Origin of the sequence: Cryobacterium sp. N19 (genome assembly GCF_002929595.1) — a bacterium.
Lineage (GTDB): Bacteria > Actinomycetota > Actinomycetes > Actinomycetales > Microbacteriaceae > Cryobacterium > Cryobacterium flavum.
On sequence record NZ_PJJR01000054.1, the window covers coordinates 58,590 to 75,180 of the forward strand.

The window sequence follows — 16,591 nt, forward strand, 5'->3', positions numbered from 1 at the left end:
TCAGCGCGGGATCGCGAGGTACTTGTACTCGAGGTACTCGTCGATGCCAAGCTTGCCGCCCTCGCGGCCCAGGCCGGATTGCTTGACCCCGCCGAACGGGGCGAACGGGTTGGACACCATGCCGGTGTTGAGCCCGAGCATTCCCACCTCGAGGTCTTCGCCGAGGCGAAAGGCCCGGTCGATGTCCTGAGTATAGAGGTAGCCCACCAGGCCCCAGGGCGTGTTGTTGGCGAGTTCTACCGCCTCATCTTCGGTGTCGAACGGCACCACCGGGGCAACCGGGCCGAAGATCTCGGTGTTCATGAGGAGCGAGTCGGGGCTGACGTTTCCGAGCACGGTGGGCTGGTAGAAATAGCCGGCGCCGCCCTCACGCGAGCCGCCGACCACAACGGATGCCCCGCGCGCCACCGCGTCATCGACCAGGCCCTGCACCTTCAGCAGTGCCTTCTCCTCGATCAGTGGGCCGACGTTCACGCCGTCGGCAGCGCCATCACCGACGCTGAGCTCGCTCATGCGCTGGGCCAGTTTCGCGGCGAACTCGGTCGCCACGGACCGGTGCACGAACATGCGGTTCGCGGCGGTGCAGGCCTCACCCATGTTGCGCATCTTGGCGACCATCGCTCCATCGACGGCCCGGTCGAGGTCGGCGTCGGCGCAGACGATAAACGGGGCGTTTCCGCCGAGCTCCATCGAGGAGCGCATGACGTTGCGGCTGGCCTGCTCCAGCAGCAGCTTGCCGACGGCGGTGGAGCCGGTGAAGCTCACCTTGCGGGCGATGCCGCTGTCCATCCACGGTTCGACGACGCTGCCGGCCTTCGACGTGGTGACGACGTTCAGTACCCCGGCCGGAAGGCCGGCCTCCACCAGAATGTCAACGAGAGCGAGCGAGGTGAGCGGTGTGAGTTCGGCCGGCTTGAACACGATCGTGCAGCCGGCGGCGATGGCCGGGCCGATCTTGCGGGTGCCCATGGCGAGCGGAAAGTTCCACGGGGTGACGAGTACGCAGGGCCCGACCGGTTCGCGGGTCACCAGGATGCGGTGCTTGCCGTCGCCGGTGATCGTGTGGTCGCCGCCGACGCGCACGGCTTCCTCGGAGAACCAGCGAAAGAACTCCGCAGCGTAGGCGACCTCGCCGCGTGCGTCGGCGAGCGGCTTGCCCATCTCGGAGGTGATGACGAGGGCGAGCTCTTCCTGCCGGCTCATCAGCAGGTCGTAGGCGCGGCGCAGAATCTCGCTGCGCGAACGCGGCGAGGTCTTGCCCCAGGCCTTCTGGGCGCGACCGGCCGCCTGGATGGCGAGATCAGCATCCGCTGGGCCGCCGTCAGCGACGTGGGCTAGCACGACGCTGGTGGCAGGGTTTTCGACGGCGAAGGTCGCCCCGGACAGAGCGGGCCTCCAGGCACCGTCGATGAACAACCCCGTGTTGATCGTGGCGATGATCGTGGCCGCGTCGAGAGCGACCGGGAGTGTTGCGGTGGGGGTCATGGGGTGTCCTTTGGTCGAGTGCTAGCAGTGCGTGCGGGGTCAAGGAGTTGGGCGAGATGGTGGGTCTGACGATTTGGGTCGAGCTGCTGCACCTGCATGTGGCAGCTGAACCCGTCGGTCAGCACGGCCTGTTGCGGCGGCAGTGCGCGTAGCGCTGGCGCCAGGGCCTGCTCGGCGACGGTCATGCTGAGCTCGTAGTGATCCTTCTCGAAGCCGAAGTTGCCGGCCACGCCGCAGCATCCGGTCGCCTCCAGCACGTCACGAATACCGACCGCGGTCAGGGCCGCTTTCTGAGCGTTCGCGCCGAAGACCGAGTACTCGTGGCAGTGTGCCTGCACGGTGACGCTGTTCGGAGCCTGGCCGCCAGCCCAGGTGGGCTGCCAGCCGCCGGCGGCCAGTTCGGTCACGGCGCCGGCGAAACTGCGGATGCGCTTCGACACCCGGCGGGCGGCGGCGGTGGGCACGAGTTCGGGCAGGTCCTTGCGCAGGGCGGCCGCGCAGCTGGGCTCGAGCACGACGATCGGCCGGTCGGTGCCATCGTCGAGCGCGGCGGCGACGTTGGTGAGCAGGCGGCGGGCGGTGGACAACTGGCCGGTGGAGATCCAGGTGAGGCCGCAGCAGGCCTCGGCCGAGCACTCAACGGTTTTGCCGGCCGATTGCAGCACCCGCTGGGCTGAGCCGGCGACGTCGGGGCGAAAACCGCGGGTGAAGGTGTCGACGAACAGCACGACGTCGGCCGGGCCCGTGCTGGCCTGCCGTGACAGGGACGGTGAAAGCGTGCGGCGCCAGGCGGATGCCGCGTGGAACCGCGGCAGGCGCCGCTTGGTCGTGACGCCGCCGAGTCGGGCAATGAGCGTGCCGAGCGGACTGCTCAGCACGAGGTTCACCAGCGGCGCCATCAGCCCGGTCAGTTTCAGCCAACGCGGCAGCCAGCCGAGCGAGTAGTGCGAGATGGGCCGCAGCCGTCCCTCGTAGTAGTGGTCGAAGAACTCGGATTTGTAGGTGGCCATGTCGACGCCGGCCGGGCAGTCGCTCGAGCAGGCCTTGCACGACAGGCAGAGGTCGAGAGCCTCGCGCACGTCCTCGGAACGCCAGCCCGCCTGCACGGTGTCGGCGCCGCGAATCATATCCTGGAGCACGCGGGCCCGGCCGCGGGTGGAATCCTTCTCGTCGCCGGTGGCCCGGTAGCTCGGGCACATGACTCCGCCGGCGTCGCTCCGGCAGCGACCGATGCCGACGCAGCTCTGCACGGCGTGACTGAACGGGTCGAGCCCAGAGCCGGCCTCAGATCCGTGCTGACCGACCGGGGTGAGATCGAAGCTCGTACGCCAGGCCCGGTTCGGCACGTCCGTGAGGGCCAGGTGCTCAACCGTTGGTTCCGGGGCGACGATTGAGCCGGGGTTGAGCAGCTGGTTCGGGTCCCAGAGTGCCTTGAATTGGGCAAACGCGCCCATCATGGCCGGGGAGTACATCAGTGGCAGCAGAGCCGAGCGGGAACGCCCGTCGCCGTGCTCGCCCGAGATGGAGCCGCCGTGCCGCACCACGAGTTCGGCGGCGGCGCGGGTGAAGTCGTCCATGATCTGGCGACCTTCGGCGCTGCGCAGGTCGAAGGTGAGGCGCACGTGCATGCAGCCGGCGCCGAAGTGCCCGTAGATGACGCCGGTCAGGTCGAACTGCGCCATCAGGTTGCGAAAGTCTTCCAGGTATGCGGCGAGATTCTCCGGGGCGACGGCGGAGTCTTCCCAGCCGGGCCAGGATTCCCCGCCGCTCGCGAGCCGGGCCGACAGGCCGGCGCCGTCTTCACGTACCCGCCAGAGGGAGGCACGTTCGGCGAGGTCCGGCACGGCGCGGCCGGCCCGCATCCGCCCATTTTCCCGCAGTCGTGCCAGCAACTTCTCGCCCTCGGCCGCGACGGCGACCGGGTCGTCGCCGTCGATATCGATGTAGAGCCAGGCCTTGCCAGCCGGCAGTCCCTGCACCGAGTCCAGGCCCCGACGGGCCTGCATGGTCTGCACGATCGCCTCGTCGATGCCCTCGATGGCGGCGGGGGAGAACGCGAGAATGGTGGGCACGTCGCGGGCGGCGTCGACGACATCGTCGTAGCCGAGGCTCAGCAGCAGGGCGGCCTGCGGTTGGGGTACGAGCTGCACGGTCGCTGCGACGACGATGGCGCAGGTTCCCTCGCTGCCGACGAGGGAGCGGGCCACGTCGAAGCCGTGCTCGGGCAGCAGATGCGAGAGGTGATAGCCCGACACCTGCCGGGCGATCTGGCCGAGTTCGAGCCGAAATTCCGTCAGATGGTCGGCGGCCAACTGCCGCAGCCCAGCGGTGAGGGTCGAGGCGAGCGTGACGGCGGCGGCATCCGCTTGATCGGTGGCCTGCAGGCCGGTGCGCGTGGCGGTCAAGCGGATGCCGGCTGTCGTCACCAAGTCGAGCGCGAGCACGTGGTCGGAGGTGCGCCCGTGCCGTACCGAGTGATTGCCGCAGGCGTCGTTGCCGATCGCTCCGCCGATCGTGGCGCGGGTGCGACTGGACGGGTCGGGCGCGAAAGTCAGCGTGCCGTTGGATGAGGCCGTGACCTCGCGTTGCAGGGTGGAAAGGATGACTCCGGCGTCGACCACGGCCGTCCGCGCGGCCAGGTCGATGGAGTGAATGCTGTTGAGGTAGCGGGAGAAGTCGAGCACGATTCCCGCCCCGACGGCATTTCCGGCCATCGAGGTGCCGCCGCCGCGGCTGACCAGCGGAATGCCCTGCTCACTTGCGAACCGGGCGACCGCCACCACGTCAGCCACACTGCGCGGAAAGATCACGGCGACCGGCGCGACCCGATAGTTGCTGGCGTCGTAGCTGTACTCGCTCAGGCGGCGGGGCGCCGTGTCCACCTCGATTCCGCCGTCCCGCAGCGAGCGGAATCGATCGGAAGTCAGCGTGAGTGGCATCTGGGGCATTGGGCGAGGCTATCGGGTGGGTTTGTGCGGGCGTTCAGGCGGTTGCGCCGGTGGGCTCGAGCACGGGAACGGCGCCGGAATCGTTCAGGGCAGCTTCGAACGCGCTGAGTCCCTGCTCGATTTCGGCATCGCTCACGATGAGAGCGGGAATGACGCGCACGACGTTGCCGCGCGTTCCGCAGGTCAGCAGCAGCAAATTTTGCTTGATGGCGGCCTGCTGCACGGCGGCAGCCGCCTCGGGGTTCGGCTCCCCGTCGCCGTCGACGAACTCGAGGCCCTGCATGAGGCCGAGGCCGCGCACATCGCCGATCACCGGTCGGGTGGCGGCGAGACGCTTCAGGCCGGCCTGCAGTTGCAGACCGCGCACCCGGGCGTTCTCCACCAGGCCTTCCTCGCGCACCACGTCGAGTGTGGCCACGGCGGCGGCGCAGGACACCGCGTTACCGCCGTAGGTGCCGCCCTGCGAACCTGCCCAAGCCTTCTTCATAAGATCGAGTGGTGCCGCGATGGCCGAGAGCGGAAACCCGCTGGCCAAGCCCTTGGCGGTGATGAGGATGTCTGGGGTGATGCTTGAGTACTGGTGACCCCAGAACTTGCCGGTACGGCCGACGCCGGCCTGCACCTCGTCGAGAATCAAAATGATTCCGTGGTGGGTGGCGCGTTCGCGCAGTCCTTCGAGGAACGCGGGCGGGGTGGGCAGGTAGCCGCCGTCGCCGAGGGCCGGTTCAATGATGAAGGCAGCGGTGTCGGCCGGGCTCGAGATGGTGGCCAGCAGGTAGTCGAGCTCCTTGAGCGCGAAGGTGACGGCGGTCTGTTCGTCCCAGCCATAGCGAAAGGCGTAGGGGAACGGGGAGATGTGTACCCCGCCCATGATCGGCGAGAATCCGGAGCGAAACTTGGTGCCGGCGGTGGTGAGGCTCGCAGCGGCCACGGTGCGCCCGTGGAACCCACCGTGGAAGGCGATGATGTTGGGCCGGCCGGTGGCCATGCGAGCCTGACGAATGGCGGCTTCGACCGCTTCGGAGCCCGAGTTGAGGTAGAAGACGCTGTCCATGCCCTCCGGCAATACCTCACCGAGCTTGTCGGTGAGCTCCAGCAGCGGAGTGTGCATAACCGTGGTGAACTGGGCATGGATGATCTTGCCGGCCTGTTCGCGGGCGGCGGCGACGACGCGCGGGTGGCAATGACCGGTGCTCGTGACGCCAATGCCGCTCGTGAAGTCGAGGTACTTCTCGCCGTCCGTGCCGAAGATGTAGGAACCGATCGCGTGGTCGACAACGACGGGTGTGGCTTGCTTGAGGGCGGGGCTGAGAATCGTCATGTGTCCATCATGCGAGTGGATGCTCGGATTGTCAACAATCCTTTCAGGGTGAACGGATGTCGCGAGCCGACTGCCGAGGCTGGCCAGCAGAGCCATTGTTGACAATCATCCGTTTCTGCACTGTGCTGGCAGAATGCAAACGACAACTCCAAACCGCCCGATCCTCGTCGTGCTGTGCGAACCGCTGGACGCGGCGCGGCCCGCTGGGATGGACGCTATCGAGCGCGTCGCTGACGTCAGGTACAGCGATGCGGCCGGCCTGCCCGACGCCATCGAGCACGCCGAGATTCTGCTGCTCTGGGACTTCTTCTCGACCGCGCTTAGGGACGCCTGGCCCCGGGCTCGGGCGCTGAAGTGGGTGCACGTGGCCGCGGCTGGAGTGGACACCGTGCTGTTCGATGAACTCCGCGCCTCCGACGTCGTGCTCACCAACGCCCACGGCTTCTTCGACGGTCCGATCGCGGAATTCGTGCTGGCGAACATTCTCGCCCACGACAAACAACTGCACGAGAACCGCGCTTTGCAGCAGGCTCACGAGTGGAAGCACCGGGAGACCCGGCGCACCGCCGGGAGTACGGTCCTGGTGGTCGGCACCGGCGGCATCGGTCGGCAGATCGCGCGGCTGCTGCGTGCCGTCGGCCTCGAGGTGCGGGGCGCCGGTCGACGAGCGAGCGAGAACGACCCGGACTTTGGCGCCATAGTCTCGTCGGCGGCGCTCGCCGAACACGTCGGCTGGGCCGACAACGTGGTCGTGGTCGCGCCGCTGACGAATGAGACCCGCGGCCTGATCGATGCCGACGTCTTCGACGCGATGAAGGCATCCGCTCATCTGGTGAGCGTCGGCCGCGGCCCACTGATCGACGAGGCGGCCCTGCTGCAGGCGCTTGAAACCGGCTCGATCGCGGCGGCGTCGCTCGACGTCTTCGTGACGGAGCCGCTGCCGGTCCACAGCTCGCTCTGGGACGCCCCGGGGGTTACCGTCTCGGCCCACATGTCGGGCGATGTTGTGGGGTGGCGCGACGGCCTGGCCGCTCAATTCACCGGCAACGTGACCCGTTGGCTGGCCGGGGAGCCCCTGGTCAATGTCGTCGACAAGCAGCTCGGTTATGTGGCCCGCGCACAGTGCTCGCCGACTCGCTGATGATCACGAAACAAGAACTTTACAATCAGATTGTTGACAATCATTGGGGTGACTGCGTAGCTTCGACTTACACGTAGAACTCATTCACCTGGCCGTTCCCGAAGCGCTCCACGCGGCGTTCTCGGCCAGGTGACCCAGATCGGAGTAATCATGATTGCCAATCTCACTCGGCGTAATGTTCTGCAGGGGGCCGGCGTTGCCGCGCTCGGCGCCGTCTTCGCGGTCGTCGCCACCGGCTGCGCCACCGTCACCCCGGCCGGCGAGGCCGTCGACGGCGGCACCGACCTGCTCGCCCTGGCCAAAAAGCAGGGCTACCTGCGCGTGGGCATCGCCAACGAGCCGCCATACACGCAGGTGAACAGCGACGGAACCGTCACCGGCTGCGAGCCCGACGTTCTCAAGGCCGTCTGCAAGCGCCTCGGCATTGACGACGTGCAGGGCATCATCACCCCCTACGAATCCATGATTCCCGGCCTGCAGGCCAATCGCTGGGACGCCGTTGCGGCCGGCCTGTTTATGAAGCAGTCGCGCTGCGCCGAGGTGCTTTACTCCGAGCCGGTCATCGTTTCGACCGAGTCGTTCGGCGTGCCAGTCGGCAATCCGAAGAACATCCTCACCGTCGCCGACGTGCTCGCCGACTCCAGCCTGCGCATCGCCGTGCTGCCCGGCGGCTTCGAAGAGGGAATCCTGAACACGGCCAAGGTTCCGGCCTCCCAGCAGATCAAGGTCAACGACGGCCGCAGCGGCATCGAAGCCCTCGCCGCCGACCGGGCCGACGCCTTCTTCCTGCCGACCCTGTCGCTGCGGGCCCTTGCCGAGACAGACACGAGCTTCGAAGTGACCGAGCAGGTTCCGGATGCCCCGCGCACCGGCTCCGGCGCGGCCTTCCGCACCACAGACACCGCGTTCCACACGGCCTACAACGTGGAGCTCGAAGCCTTCAAGAAGACCCCTGAGTTCAAGGAAATTCTGGACCTCTGGGGCTTCGACGCCGCGGCCGTCGAGGGTGCCACCGCCGACGAACTCTGCCAGACCGAGGGCTAAGCGCTTCTGCCGCCGCGGGTCTGGTGCCCGCGGCGGGCGCACGATCCGGACCAGTCGTATCGGACCATACGTCTCGACCTCGTTGAATTGGAATGAGTGATGTCCGCCATAATCGAGTACACGCCACTGCTGTGGCAGGGACTGATGACGACGATTCTGGTCGCCGTCCTCAGCGGCGCCTTGTGTTTATTGGTCGCCTTCAGCATGGGCCTGGCCCGGCTGTCGCCGCACTGGATCATCCGCTGGCCGGCGGGAGTGTTCGTTGAAGTGTTTCGTGGCACCTCGCTCATCGTGCAGATGTTCTGGTTCTTCTACGCGCTGCCCTTCTTCGGTATCCAACTGCATCCGCTGACCGCTGCGGTGCTCGCCCTCGGCCTCAACGAAGGTGCCTACGCCGCCGAGGTCGTGCGCGGCGCGATCAGCTCCCGGGCGAAGGGCCAGACCGAGGCCGGCATCGCCCTCGGCATGTCGCCAGCGCTGCGCCTACGCCGCATCCTGATTCCGCAGTCGATCCCGGCGATGCTGCCGCCGTTTGGCAACGTGATGGTCGACCTGCTGAAGAACACCTCGCTGGTCTCGCTCGTCACCGTCACCGACCTCACCTTTCGAGCGCAGATGATTCGCAGCACCACCGGCGAAACCGCCGCGGTGTTTTTGACCATCCTCGTGATGTACTTCCTGCTTTCCGTGCTGCTGACCATGCTCACGCAGTGGATGGAGAAGCGCTACGCCCTCGACCGCAGAGCTCTCGCGGTGCAGCGCAAGGCTCTGCGTGAAGCCTCGCTCAAGGACAAGGTGGGTGCACTGTGATCTGGGACAACGCGTTCGCGATCTCCATCATCCCGATGCTGCTCAAGGGACTCTGGGTGACTATCCAGCTCACCCTGCTCGGCACGCTCATCGCCGCCGTACTCGGACTCGTAGCCGCGGTCATCCGTCGCCTGAATATTCCGGTGCTGTCGCCGCTCGTCTCGTTCATGGTCATCTTCATTCGGGGCACACCGCTGCTGATTCAGGCCTACGTGGCGTTCTTCGTGCTGCCGATCTACGGCATCAGCTTCAACGCCTTCACGACCGGTGTCGTGATCATCGGCATCAATTACAGCGCCTACATGGCGGAGGTCTACCGCAGTGGAATCCAGGGCGTGCCAGCCGGCCAGTGGGAGGCCGCGACAGCACTGAGTCTGCCGCCTGTGCGCACCTGGTGCCGGGTCATTCTGCCGCAGGCCGTGCGCACCGTCATCCCCATGCTCGGCAACTATCTCATTCAGATGTTCAAGGACTCGGCCGTGCTCTCGGCCATCACCGTGGTCGAACTCATGGCGACCGCGCAGTCCATCGGCACGTCCACCTACCGCTACCTCGAGCCGCTCACCATGGCCGGCGCCCTCTTCCTCCTGGTCAGCTACCCGGCCTCACGGCTCGTCAACAAAATGGAGCGACGCTATGCACCCAAGCAATGATTCATATTCAGCGGATGCCGCCCGGCCCGATGCTGCCTTTCCCGGCGGGCCGCGCACCGACCGCATCACCGGGCTGCCCACCGGATCGGCACCGATCGTGGCCGGCGGGCCGATCGTGGCGTTCGACAACGTCAGCAAGAACTGGGGCGAGAACCAGGTACTCAAGGCCCTGAACTTCAACGTGAACCCGGGGGAGAAGGTGTCGATCATCGGCCCGTCCGGGTCGGGCAAGACCACCATCCTGCGCATTCTCATGACGCTCGAGTCGCCCACCGATGGCCAGGTTCACGTTGACGGGGATGTGCTGTGGAATGTGAAGCACGGCGACAAGATTCGGGAGACCAAGGTGATGCGCGCCACCCGCCGCAAAATCGGCATGGTTTTTCAGGGCTTCAACCTGTTTCCGCACATGACGGCCCTCGAGAACATCATCGAGGCGCCGGTGCACGTGCTCGGCATGAATAAGGCCGAGGCGCGCGATCGGGCCGCCGAACTGCTGCAGCTCGTGGGCCTCGGCGCGCATATGAACCACACCCCGCCGCAACTGAGCGGTGGCCAACAGCAGCGCGTCGCCATCGCCCGCGCCCTAGCCATGCGCCCCAAGGTGCTCCTGTTCGACGAACCGACCTCTGCCCTCGACCCGGAGCTGATCGGCGAGGTGCTCAACGTCATTCGCAATCTCGCCAACAGCACCGACATGACCATGCTCATGGTCACCCACGAGATGCGCTTCGCCGAGGAGATCAGCGACCGGGTCGTCATGTTCGACCACGGCTCGGCGGTGGAAAGCGGACCGCCCGAGCAGATCTTCAAGAACCCGCAGGAAGAGCGCACCCGCGCCTTCCTCCAGGCCGTACTCAAGCACTGATGGACTTCCCTCGCGCCGACGCCGGCGAGATCTACCGACCGCCGACCCCCGTGTCACTGTCACCGGCGGTGGCCCCGGGCGACCGCCCGCCCACCGTCGGTCCGTTGCGCCAACGCGGAATCGGCGTCATCTGCCCGTTCGACATGGCCCTGGACCGTGAGCTGTGGCGGTGGATGCCGCCCGAAGTCTCACTGTTTTTCACCCGCACGGTTTTCGTCGACGAGCCGGTCAGCGTCGAGCTCGCCCTCGAGGTCAGCGACACGGCCGATATCCTGGCGGCGGCTCGCAACCTCAGCGGTGTCAGCCCCGAAGTCATGGCGTACGCCTGCACTTCGGGCAGCTTCGTCAACGGGGTGGCCGGCTCCGACCGAATCTCGGCCGCGATGGAATGCGGGGGAGCGCCCCGTGGAATCACCACGTCGGGGGCCCTCGTTGACGCCCTCGACTATCTGGCCGTGCATCGCCTCGTGGTCGTCACGCCGTATGTCGCCGACCTGGCCTCGCTGCTCGACGTGTACCTGGCCGAGAGCGGCCGCCTGGTGGTCGCGCAGTCCTCGCTCGGCCTCGGCGAGAACATCTGGCAGGTGCCCTACGCCACGGCGATCGAGCTCATCCGCAATGCCGATGTGCCCGAGGCAGAAGCGATTTTCGTGAGCTGCACCAACCTGCCCACCTACGACATTCTGGCGCCGCTCGAACTCGAGCTCGGCAAACCCATCATCTCGGCCAACCAGGTCACCGCGTGGGCCGCGCTGCGAGCACTGGGACTGGCTGCGGTCGGGCCCGGGCAGCGCCTGCTCGCGTAGGGCGGCGCATCCGCCTATTTGCGTTCCGGGTGCAAGTTTGCTGGCCAGGCGCAGTCTTGATCGTGCGCCCATCCAACGAAGGTGTGCTCCGCTAGGCCGGGAGGACCGCCGCGTCGCGAAACAGCGTGCCAAGGTCGTCGGTCGGGTGGATTTCGCCGGCCAGACGCAGTCCCTGCCACACCGTGACCTGGTTGGCGGTGAGTACGGGCTTGCCGAGCGCGGCTTCGAGTTCGTTGATCCAGCGGGCGGAGTGCAGGGCGGTGTCCGGAATGAGAATGGCCTGCGCCGCCGGGCTGTCGTTGCTGCGGGCGAGCGCCAGCACGCCGTCGTGGTCGAGCTCGCCGGCCAGGGCGGCCGTCTTGATGTCGTGGCTGACCAGTTCAAGCACCGTGATTCCGGCGTCACCGAGCAGGCGGGCAAAGTGTTGCGCCACATCGTGGGGGTAGGTCGCGGCGACGGCAACCGTGGTGAGGCCGAGGGCGCGCACCGCCTCGACGAAGGCGAGCGAGGTCGACGACACCGGCACGCCGAGCGCCGCCTTGACCTCGGCGACCTGCTGGTGGGCGCCCTCCCAGCCGAACACGAAGCTGCCGGAGGTGCAGGCCCACATCACGGCGTCGGGAGCGTATGCCCGCAGCGCGGCAGACCCCTCGAGCAAGCGTGCGCTCTTGCCGAGGTCGAGCAGGGCATTAACCTCGTGGGCATCGACGCCGACCGAGGTGTGCACGAGCGGAAGCCGGGCGTACCCGCCGAGCACCTGCTCCAGAAAGGGGTAGTCATCTTCGGCTCCGAAGCCGGGGTAAAGCATGCCGACGGTGACGCTCATCTGGATCTCCCTGCGTAAATCATCATTAGAATGTAGACAATACTACAAGAATCGACCCCACTGTGATAGTTTGAGGATTGTCGACAATCTCGCGCACGGGTCGTTTTCAGGTTCGATCCGCGCTTCCAGAAGGAGCAGCCACTCATGGATTCACTCGAATGGGCCACCGCGACCGAGCTGGTCGCCGCCTACCGTGCCCGCGAGGTCTCGCCGGTGGAGGTGACGCAGGCTGCCCTTGACGCGATCGAGACGTGCAACGCGGCGATCAATGCCTGGTGTCTGGTCGACGCCGAATCCGCACTCAGCGACGCGCGGGCATCCGAAGCGCGCTGGCAGGCGGGAACACCCCGCGGGCTCGCCGACGGCGTGCCCACCTCGATCAAGGACCTCATGCTCACCCGTGGCTGGCCCACCCTGCGTGGCTCCCGGCTGATCACACCGGGCAGCAACGAATGGACCGAAGACGCGCCCGCCGTCGCCAGACTGCGGGAGAACGGTGCGGTGCTGCTCGGCAAGGTGACGACCCCGGAATTCGGCTGGAAGGGCGTCACCCACAGCCCGCTCACCGACGTGACACGCAATCCCTGGGACACGTCCAAAACCTCCGGCGGATCGAGCGGCGGCAGCGCGGCTGCGGTCGCCGCCGGCATGGGTGCGTGGTCGGTGGGGACGGATGGCGGCGGCTCGGTACGCATCCCGGCCAGCTTCACCGGCGTGGTCGGCCTCAAACCCACCTACGGGGTCATTCCGCTGTACCCGGCCAGCCCGTTCGGAACCCTCGCCCACGCCGGCCCGCTCGCCCGCTCGGTCGCGGACGCCGCCCTCATGCTGGACGTGCTCGCCGGCCCCGACCCGCGCGACTGGTCGTCGCTCGCGGCTCCGCGCGACTCGTTCAGCGCGGGCCTTGATGGCGGAGTACAGGGAATGCGCATCGCGTTCAGCTCCAACCTCGGCTACGGCAGCAACGATCCCGAGGTTGAGGCTGCCGTGCGCACCGCCGTTGCCGTGCTGCAGGGCCTTGGCGCAGAGGTGACCGAGCTCGACCTCGGCTGGAGCGACCCCGTTGACGCCTACCACGTGCTCTGGTTCGCCGGCGCGGCCAAGGTGCTCGAGCCGTTCGGGCCCCAAGCACGCGAGAGCATCGATCCCGGCCTGCTCGCCGCGCTCGAACGCCACCACGATTTCTCGGCGAGCGACTTTCTCGATGCGACCGCGGTGCGCATGAAACTCGGTCACGACATGGGCTTGCTGCACGAACAGTACGACGTGCTGCTCACCCCGACCCTGCCGATCACCGCGTTCGAAGCCGGTGTGGATGTTCCGGCCGGTTCATCCTCGCCGGACTGGACCTCGTGGACCCCGTACTCTTACCCGTTCAACCTCACCCAGCAGCCCGCGATCACGGTGCCCTGCGGCGTGACCGGCGAGAACCTGCCGGTGGGCCTGCAGATCGTCGGGCCACGCCACGCGGATGCGCGCATCCTGCGGGTCGCCGCCGCCTACGAACAGGCCGCGCAGTGGCCGGCCGGTATCAACCCCAACAGATAAGGACCCCCGTGGCTCGCTACATCACCATCACCCTGGAACAGCGCGGCGTCAGCTGCAAGGCCATTCTCCTCGACGACGAGGCGCCCCGCACGAGCAATGCTGTCTGGGACGCCCTGCCCCTCTCCGGCCAGGTCTTTCACGGCAAGTACGCCCGCAACGAGATCTACAACCTGGTGCCGGCCTTCGCTCCCGCCGAACCCGGGCCTGAGAACACCACGATCACTCCGATCCCCGGCGACGTCTGCTATTTCACCTTCTCGGCGAACGACCTGCAGACCCCCTCGCACGGCTACGAGGTGGGCGGCGGTCCCAAGGAGCTCAGCACCATCGTCGACCTCGCCGTGTTCTACGACCGCAACAACCTGCTCATCAACGGCGACAGCGGCTGGGTTCCCGGCAACGTGTTCGCGACCATCATCGAGGGCCTGCCCGAAATGAAGGCCGCCTGCCAGGACGTCTGGATGGGCGGCGCCCGCGGCGAGACCCTCACCTACGCCCGGTTCGAGGACTAGTCGACAACGAAATAAGCGGATGCGCCGGTGCCGCGCATCCGCTTATCCGTTGTCGCGTTAGCGGATGACTTTGATCGGCACAGTGTGAAGCGCCACCGCACCGAGTTGATCGGTCGGTACCCGGTATGTTTCCCGGGCGGTGAATGCCGAGCCGCACCTCGCCGGTGTCGGCACGTTCAAGCAGTCGCTGCTCGACCAGCTGTGCAACGAGCCGGTGCGTGGTCGCCAACGGAATGTCGACCCGCCGGGCCAGGGTCGAAACTGTCATCGCGGTGCGTGTGGCGTCGAAGGCGCCGAGATGCTCACGAGTCGCGTCAGCATTGAATCGCCCGATGGAGAGTTGGCCATGAGACTCAGTATGCCGGTAGCCCGGTTGGGCTGACCGGGACGCATTAAACGGATGCCCGTCGCAACCGCCATAGTAATCGCCGCACCCAGTCTCCGAAAACGCCACCACCCGTTGGTCGAGCCTGCCGAGACCGCCACGGTCTTGCGGTGGCGGTCTGCGCCGCCCAGCCATTCCGTCGGTCGAGTGCCTCGGGCCGCTCGGGCTTACTTGTCCCAGTTGGGTTTCTCGGCGGGGGTGGCGGCGCGGTTTTGGCCGGCGGGGCGCCATGTTTGGGTAGGGTCGAACACGAACGGTCCGCGCACCCAGGGGCGGCCGTCTCGCATCTCGATGTCCCAGCCGGAGGTATCGATGCTGGCATGGCCGGCGTTGCAGAGCAGCACGGCGTTATCTATATCGGTCGGGCCGCCCTGGCGCCAGGGGACGACGTGGTGAACCTGGGTGAGATGGGGTGGCACGGTGCAGCCGGGGATGACACAGCCACCATCGCGGGCGGCGAGGGCTCGGCGCTGTTGGGCGCTGAAGAATCGGTTGCTGGTGCCCAAGTGCAGGATCGTGCCGGTGTGGCCGAACAGCACAGGTTGGTAGCCGCCGGCGCAGATCAGTTCGTCGACTTGGCTGGGGGTGAGCGGGCCGTCGATGCCGTCGATCCACCCGGCGCCGCGCCCGTCGAGGAGGTCGTTGATGTTGATGTGCACGAGCACGGTCGGGGCGGCACCGCCCATGGTCGGGGTGCCCGGCTGCCGGGCGGCGGCTTCGAACACGGCGCGGAGAATGCCGGCTTGCTTCTCACCGCGGGAGCGGGTGTCGTCGGGTTGCTGCGGGCACGGACCGTGCGGGCCAGGTGGGGGGTTAGCCTCGACCTCGACTTCGACCCCGGTTTCTGCTTCTGCTTGGGTTTCGGCCTCGTTGCTGGTGCCGTTGGTGCTGGCGTCGGAGGGTTCGGTCCCCCGGAACTCAACCGTGGTGCGGGGTATGACATCGGTGGCAGGGGTGGCCGTGGGGGTATCGTTCCCGGGGACCGGGTTGGCCGCCGCGGCGGACAGATACGCGTCGAAAACGTTGCCGATGATGGCACGGTCGAGGGTGGTGAACCAGCCGTTGAGGCTGTAGCCGCCGTTATTGAGGGTGCCGAAGGTGAGCCAGCTGCGCCGCTCCGGCGCAGTCTCACCGGGCGCAGTGCCATCGGGGGCGAGGCGTGCCTTCCACTGGATGCCCTGCTGCCGCAGCCACTCCGGCGCGAACGCGATGCCCGCACCGGGCAGCCCCTCAGTCTCCGGGGTGATCGCCCCGGAGCCGCTGGCGACCAGGGAGCGCTCGACCCGGTCGAGGTCCTCCACCAGCACGGAGGAGCGCAGACCGTCAAGCACCTGCACGATCACCCGGGCCTGCTCCAGCCCGAGCTCCCCGCTCTGCAGGGCGCCGCCGAGCACGGGGTAGGTGGGAGCGAGCGGGCGGCCGAGGAGCATCCGCTGGCCGGCTTTCTCGCCGAGCGCTGACCGCTGACGCACTTCGCTGCGGGATAGCCGGGCGAGGGCGCAGACCAGCTCGACGCCGCTGCGACAGCCGAGCCGACGGGCCAGCGTCGGCGCAGCCAGAGCCGCGGCCGCACCCGCCACGCTTGGAGCGGCCGCACTCTGATCAATAGCAGCTTGGGCGGCGGCTTTCGCTGCGTCAGCATCGAAGTATTCGGAGCGACGCAGCACGTCCGACGTGGAGAGCACCCGGGCTCCGTCGACGACCCGGCCCACGCTCTCTAACGCTAGCAACATGGTCAACGATTCTTCATCACCCAGCAGCCCGAACGACACCCCACCCAACGCCGCCAACAGAATCTCCCGAGCTTGCTCTACCGCCGCAACGACGGGGTTCGAACTGGACTCACTCGGGTTTTCCATGAACATGGGCGCCATTGCCTCCTTCACGCCAATTCTACCAAGAATCGAACGCAAAAGCGATAGAATCTCACAAATGCTCCAGGCACCAAAGTTGCCCGACCGATCCAATTTCGTCAACATTACTGCGACCGCCATCAGGCAGCACAAGGACGATCATTCGTGTTTCACCGCAGTACCGTCTTGGCGTCAGCCGTGCAATGTCGAAGTAATGAGCGATTCTCCTTCGCGAATGCGCCCCAAGCATTCGCACTTACCCATTGCCCGACGCAACACTGTTGCGCCAGTTCCGCGCCGCCCGTGCCCGACAGCGGTGCCCGACAGCGATAGTCGACCCCGCTGAGTTGGCTCGTAGACAACCGGGGCACCCACGACGACGTGACACCGC

14 protein-coding genes are annotated in these 16,591 nt (G+C 67.0%); 8 read left to right on the top strand and 6 right to left on the bottom strand.

Features of this window, described 5'->3' with window-relative positions; genetic code table 11:
• The 3 genes from CXY78_RS18450 to CXY78_RS18460 are packed head-to-tail and all read right to left on the bottom strand — an operon-like array spanning position 1 to position 5,754.
• The gene (locus CXY78_RS18450; RefSeq protein ID WP_104090603.1) at positions 1-1,485 is read right to left on the bottom strand and encodes an NAD-dependent succinate-semialdehyde dehydrogenase; all 1,485 of its coding nucleotides are present in this window, start codon (positions 1,483-1,485) and stop codon (positions 1-3) included.
• A complete protein-coding gene (locus tag CXY78_RS18455) occupies positions 1,482-4,433 on the bottom strand; it encodes an FAD-binding and (Fe-S)-binding domain-containing protein (RefSeq protein WP_199182638.1) in 2,952 nt (983 codons plus the stop codon). The genes CXY78_RS18450 and CXY78_RS18455 overlap by 4 nt, the downstream gene beginning before the upstream one ends.
• A gap of 34 nt (positions 4,434-4,467) precedes the next feature.
• On the bottom strand, positions 4,468-5,754 hold the full coding sequence (locus CXY78_RS18460; RefSeq protein WP_104091007.1) for an aspartate aminotransferase family protein: 1,287 nt from the start codon (positions 5,752-5,754) through the stop codon (positions 4,468-4,470).
• 133 nt (positions 5,755-5,887) lie between these two features.
• On the opposite strand from CXY78_RS18460, the gene CXY78_RS18465 reads away from it, so the two are divergent.
• The 6 genes from CXY78_RS18465 (at position 5,888) to CXY78_RS18490 (ending at position 11,076) form a co-directional block, all read left to right on the top strand.
• Positions 5,888-6,895 carry a D-2-hydroxyacid dehydrogenase gene (locus CXY78_RS18465; RefSeq protein ID WP_104090604.1) on the top strand — a complete coding sequence of 336 codons (1,008 nt, stop codon included), beginning with the start codon at positions 5,888-5,890 and terminating at the stop codon, positions 6,893-6,895.
• A 150-nt stretch (positions 6,896-7,045) separates the two neighbouring features.
• A complete protein-coding gene (gene ehuB, locus CXY78_RS18470) occupies positions 7,046-7,939 on the top strand; it encodes an ectoine/hydroxyectoine ABC transporter substrate-binding protein EhuB (RefSeq protein WP_104091008.1) in 894 nt (297 codons plus the stop codon).
• Positions 7,940-8,038: 99 nt separating this feature from the next.
• Positions 8,039-8,749 (top strand): ectoine/hydroxyectoine ABC transporter permease subunit EhuC, encoded by a 711-nt coding sequence (gene ehuC / locus CXY78_RS18475; RefSeq protein ID WP_104090606.1) that lies wholly within the window; start codon positions 8,039-8,041, stop codon positions 8,747-8,749.
• Entirely contained in the window at positions 8,746-9,402 is a 657-nt protein-coding gene (gene ehuD / locus CXY78_RS18480) for an ectoine/hydroxyectoine ABC transporter permease subunit EhuD (protein ID WP_092339656.1), read from the top strand. Before ehuC ends, ehuD begins: the two co-directional genes overlap by 4 nt.
• Positions 9,386-10,270: an ectoine/hydroxyectoine ABC transporter ATP-binding protein EhuA gene (ehuA, locus tag CXY78_RS18485; protein WP_104090607.1), complete on the top strand. Its 885-nt coding sequence runs from the start codon at positions 9,386-9,388 to the stop codon at positions 10,268-10,270. Before ehuD ends, ehuA begins: the two co-directional genes overlap by 17 nt.
• Complete coding sequence (locus CXY78_RS18490) at positions 10,270-11,076, top strand: hypothetical protein (protein WP_158253346.1); 807 nt, start codon at positions 10,270-10,272, stop codon at positions 11,074-11,076. Before ehuA ends, CXY78_RS18490 begins: the two co-directional genes overlap by 1 nt.
• Before the next feature lie 91 nt (positions 11,077-11,167).
• On the opposite strand, the gene CXY78_RS18495 is transcribed toward CXY78_RS18490, so the two are convergent.
• Positions 11,168-11,902, bottom strand: coding sequence for a maleate cis-trans isomerase (locus CXY78_RS18495; RefSeq protein WP_104090609.1), 735 nt, complete (start codon positions 11,900-11,902; stop codon positions 11,168-11,170).
• Between the two features lie 144 nt (positions 11,903-12,046).
• Here CXY78_RS18495 and CXY78_RS18500 point away from each other — a divergent pair, with 144 nt between their 5' ends.
• The gene (locus CXY78_RS18500; RefSeq protein WP_104090610.1) at positions 12,047-13,450 is read left to right on the top strand and encodes an amidase; all 1,404 of its coding nucleotides are present in this window, start codon (positions 12,047-12,049) and stop codon (positions 13,448-13,450) included.
• A gap of 8 nt (positions 13,451-13,458) precedes the next feature.
• Positions 13,459-13,962: a DUF3830 family protein gene (locus tag CXY78_RS18505; RefSeq protein WP_092339660.1), complete on the top strand. Its 504-nt coding sequence runs from the start codon at positions 13,459-13,461 to the stop codon at positions 13,960-13,962.
• Here the strand turns inward: CXY78_RS18505 and CXY78_RS22215 are convergent.
• Together CXY78_RS22215 and CXY78_RS18515 are read right to left on the bottom strand one after the other, a co-directional pair.
• Positions 13,937-14,578 carry a helix-turn-helix domain-containing protein gene (locus CXY78_RS22215; protein WP_369827355.1) on the bottom strand — a complete coding sequence of 214 codons (642 nt, stop codon included), beginning with the start codon at positions 14,576-14,578 and terminating at the stop codon, positions 13,937-13,939. The two genes, CXY78_RS18505 and CXY78_RS22215, sit on opposite strands and share 26 nt — an antisense overlap.
• Complete coding sequence (locus tag CXY78_RS18515) at positions 14,515-16,221, bottom strand: HNH endonuclease signature motif containing protein (RefSeq protein ID WP_158253347.1); 1,707 nt, start codon at positions 16,219-16,221, stop codon at positions 14,515-14,517. Before CXY78_RS18515 ends, CXY78_RS22215 begins: the two co-directional genes overlap by 64 nt.
• Between the last annotated feature and the right edge of the window lie 370 nt (positions 16,222-16,591).

Excerpts from the sequence above, each read along its gene's own strand:
- CXY78_RS18450 (WP_104090603.1), bottom strand. The coding sequence starts at position 1,485 with ATGACCCCCACCGCAACACTCCCGGTCGCTCTCGACGCGGCCACGATC.
- CXY78_RS18455 (WP_199182638.1), bottom strand. The coding sequence starts at position 4,433 with ATGCCCCAGATGCCACTCACGCTGACTTCCGATCGATTCCGCTCGCTG.
- CXY78_RS18460 (WP_104091007.1), bottom strand. The coding sequence starts at position 5,754 with ATGACGATTCTCAGCCCCGCCCTCAAGCAAGCCACACCCGTCGTTGTC.
- CXY78_RS18465 (WP_104090604.1), top strand. The coding sequence starts at position 5,888 with ATGCAAACGACAACTCCAAACCGCCCGATCCTCGTCGTGCTGTGCGAA.
- ehuB (WP_104091008.1), top strand. The coding sequence starts at position 7,046 with ATGATTGCCAATCTCACTCGGCGTAATGTTCTGCAGGGGGCCGGCGTT.
- ehuC (WP_104090606.1), top strand. The coding sequence starts at position 8,039 with ATGTCCGCCATAATCGAGTACACGCCACTGCTGTGGCAGGGACTGATG.
- ehuA (WP_104090607.1), top strand. The coding sequence starts at position 9,386 with ATGCACCCAAGCAATGATTCATATTCAGCGGATGCCGCCCGGCCCGAT.
- CXY78_RS18490 (WP_158253346.1), top strand. The coding sequence starts at position 10,270 with ATGGACTTCCCTCGCGCCGACGCCGGCGAGATCTACCGACCGCCGACC.
- CXY78_RS18495 (WP_104090609.1), bottom strand. The coding sequence starts at position 11,902 with ATGAGCGTCACCGTCGGCATGCTTTACCCCGGCTTCGGAGCCGAAGAT.
- CXY78_RS18500 (WP_104090610.1), top strand. The coding sequence starts at position 12,047 with ATGGATTCACTCGAATGGGCCACCGCGACCGAGCTGGTCGCCGCCTAC.
- CXY78_RS22215 (WP_369827355.1), bottom strand. The coding sequence starts at position 14,578 with ATGGCGCCCCGCCGGCCAAAACCGCGCCGCCACCCCCGCCGAGAAACC.
- CXY78_RS18515 (WP_158253347.1), bottom strand. The coding sequence starts at position 16,221 with ATGGCGCCCATGTTCATGGAAAACCCGAGTGAGTCCAGTTCGAACCCC.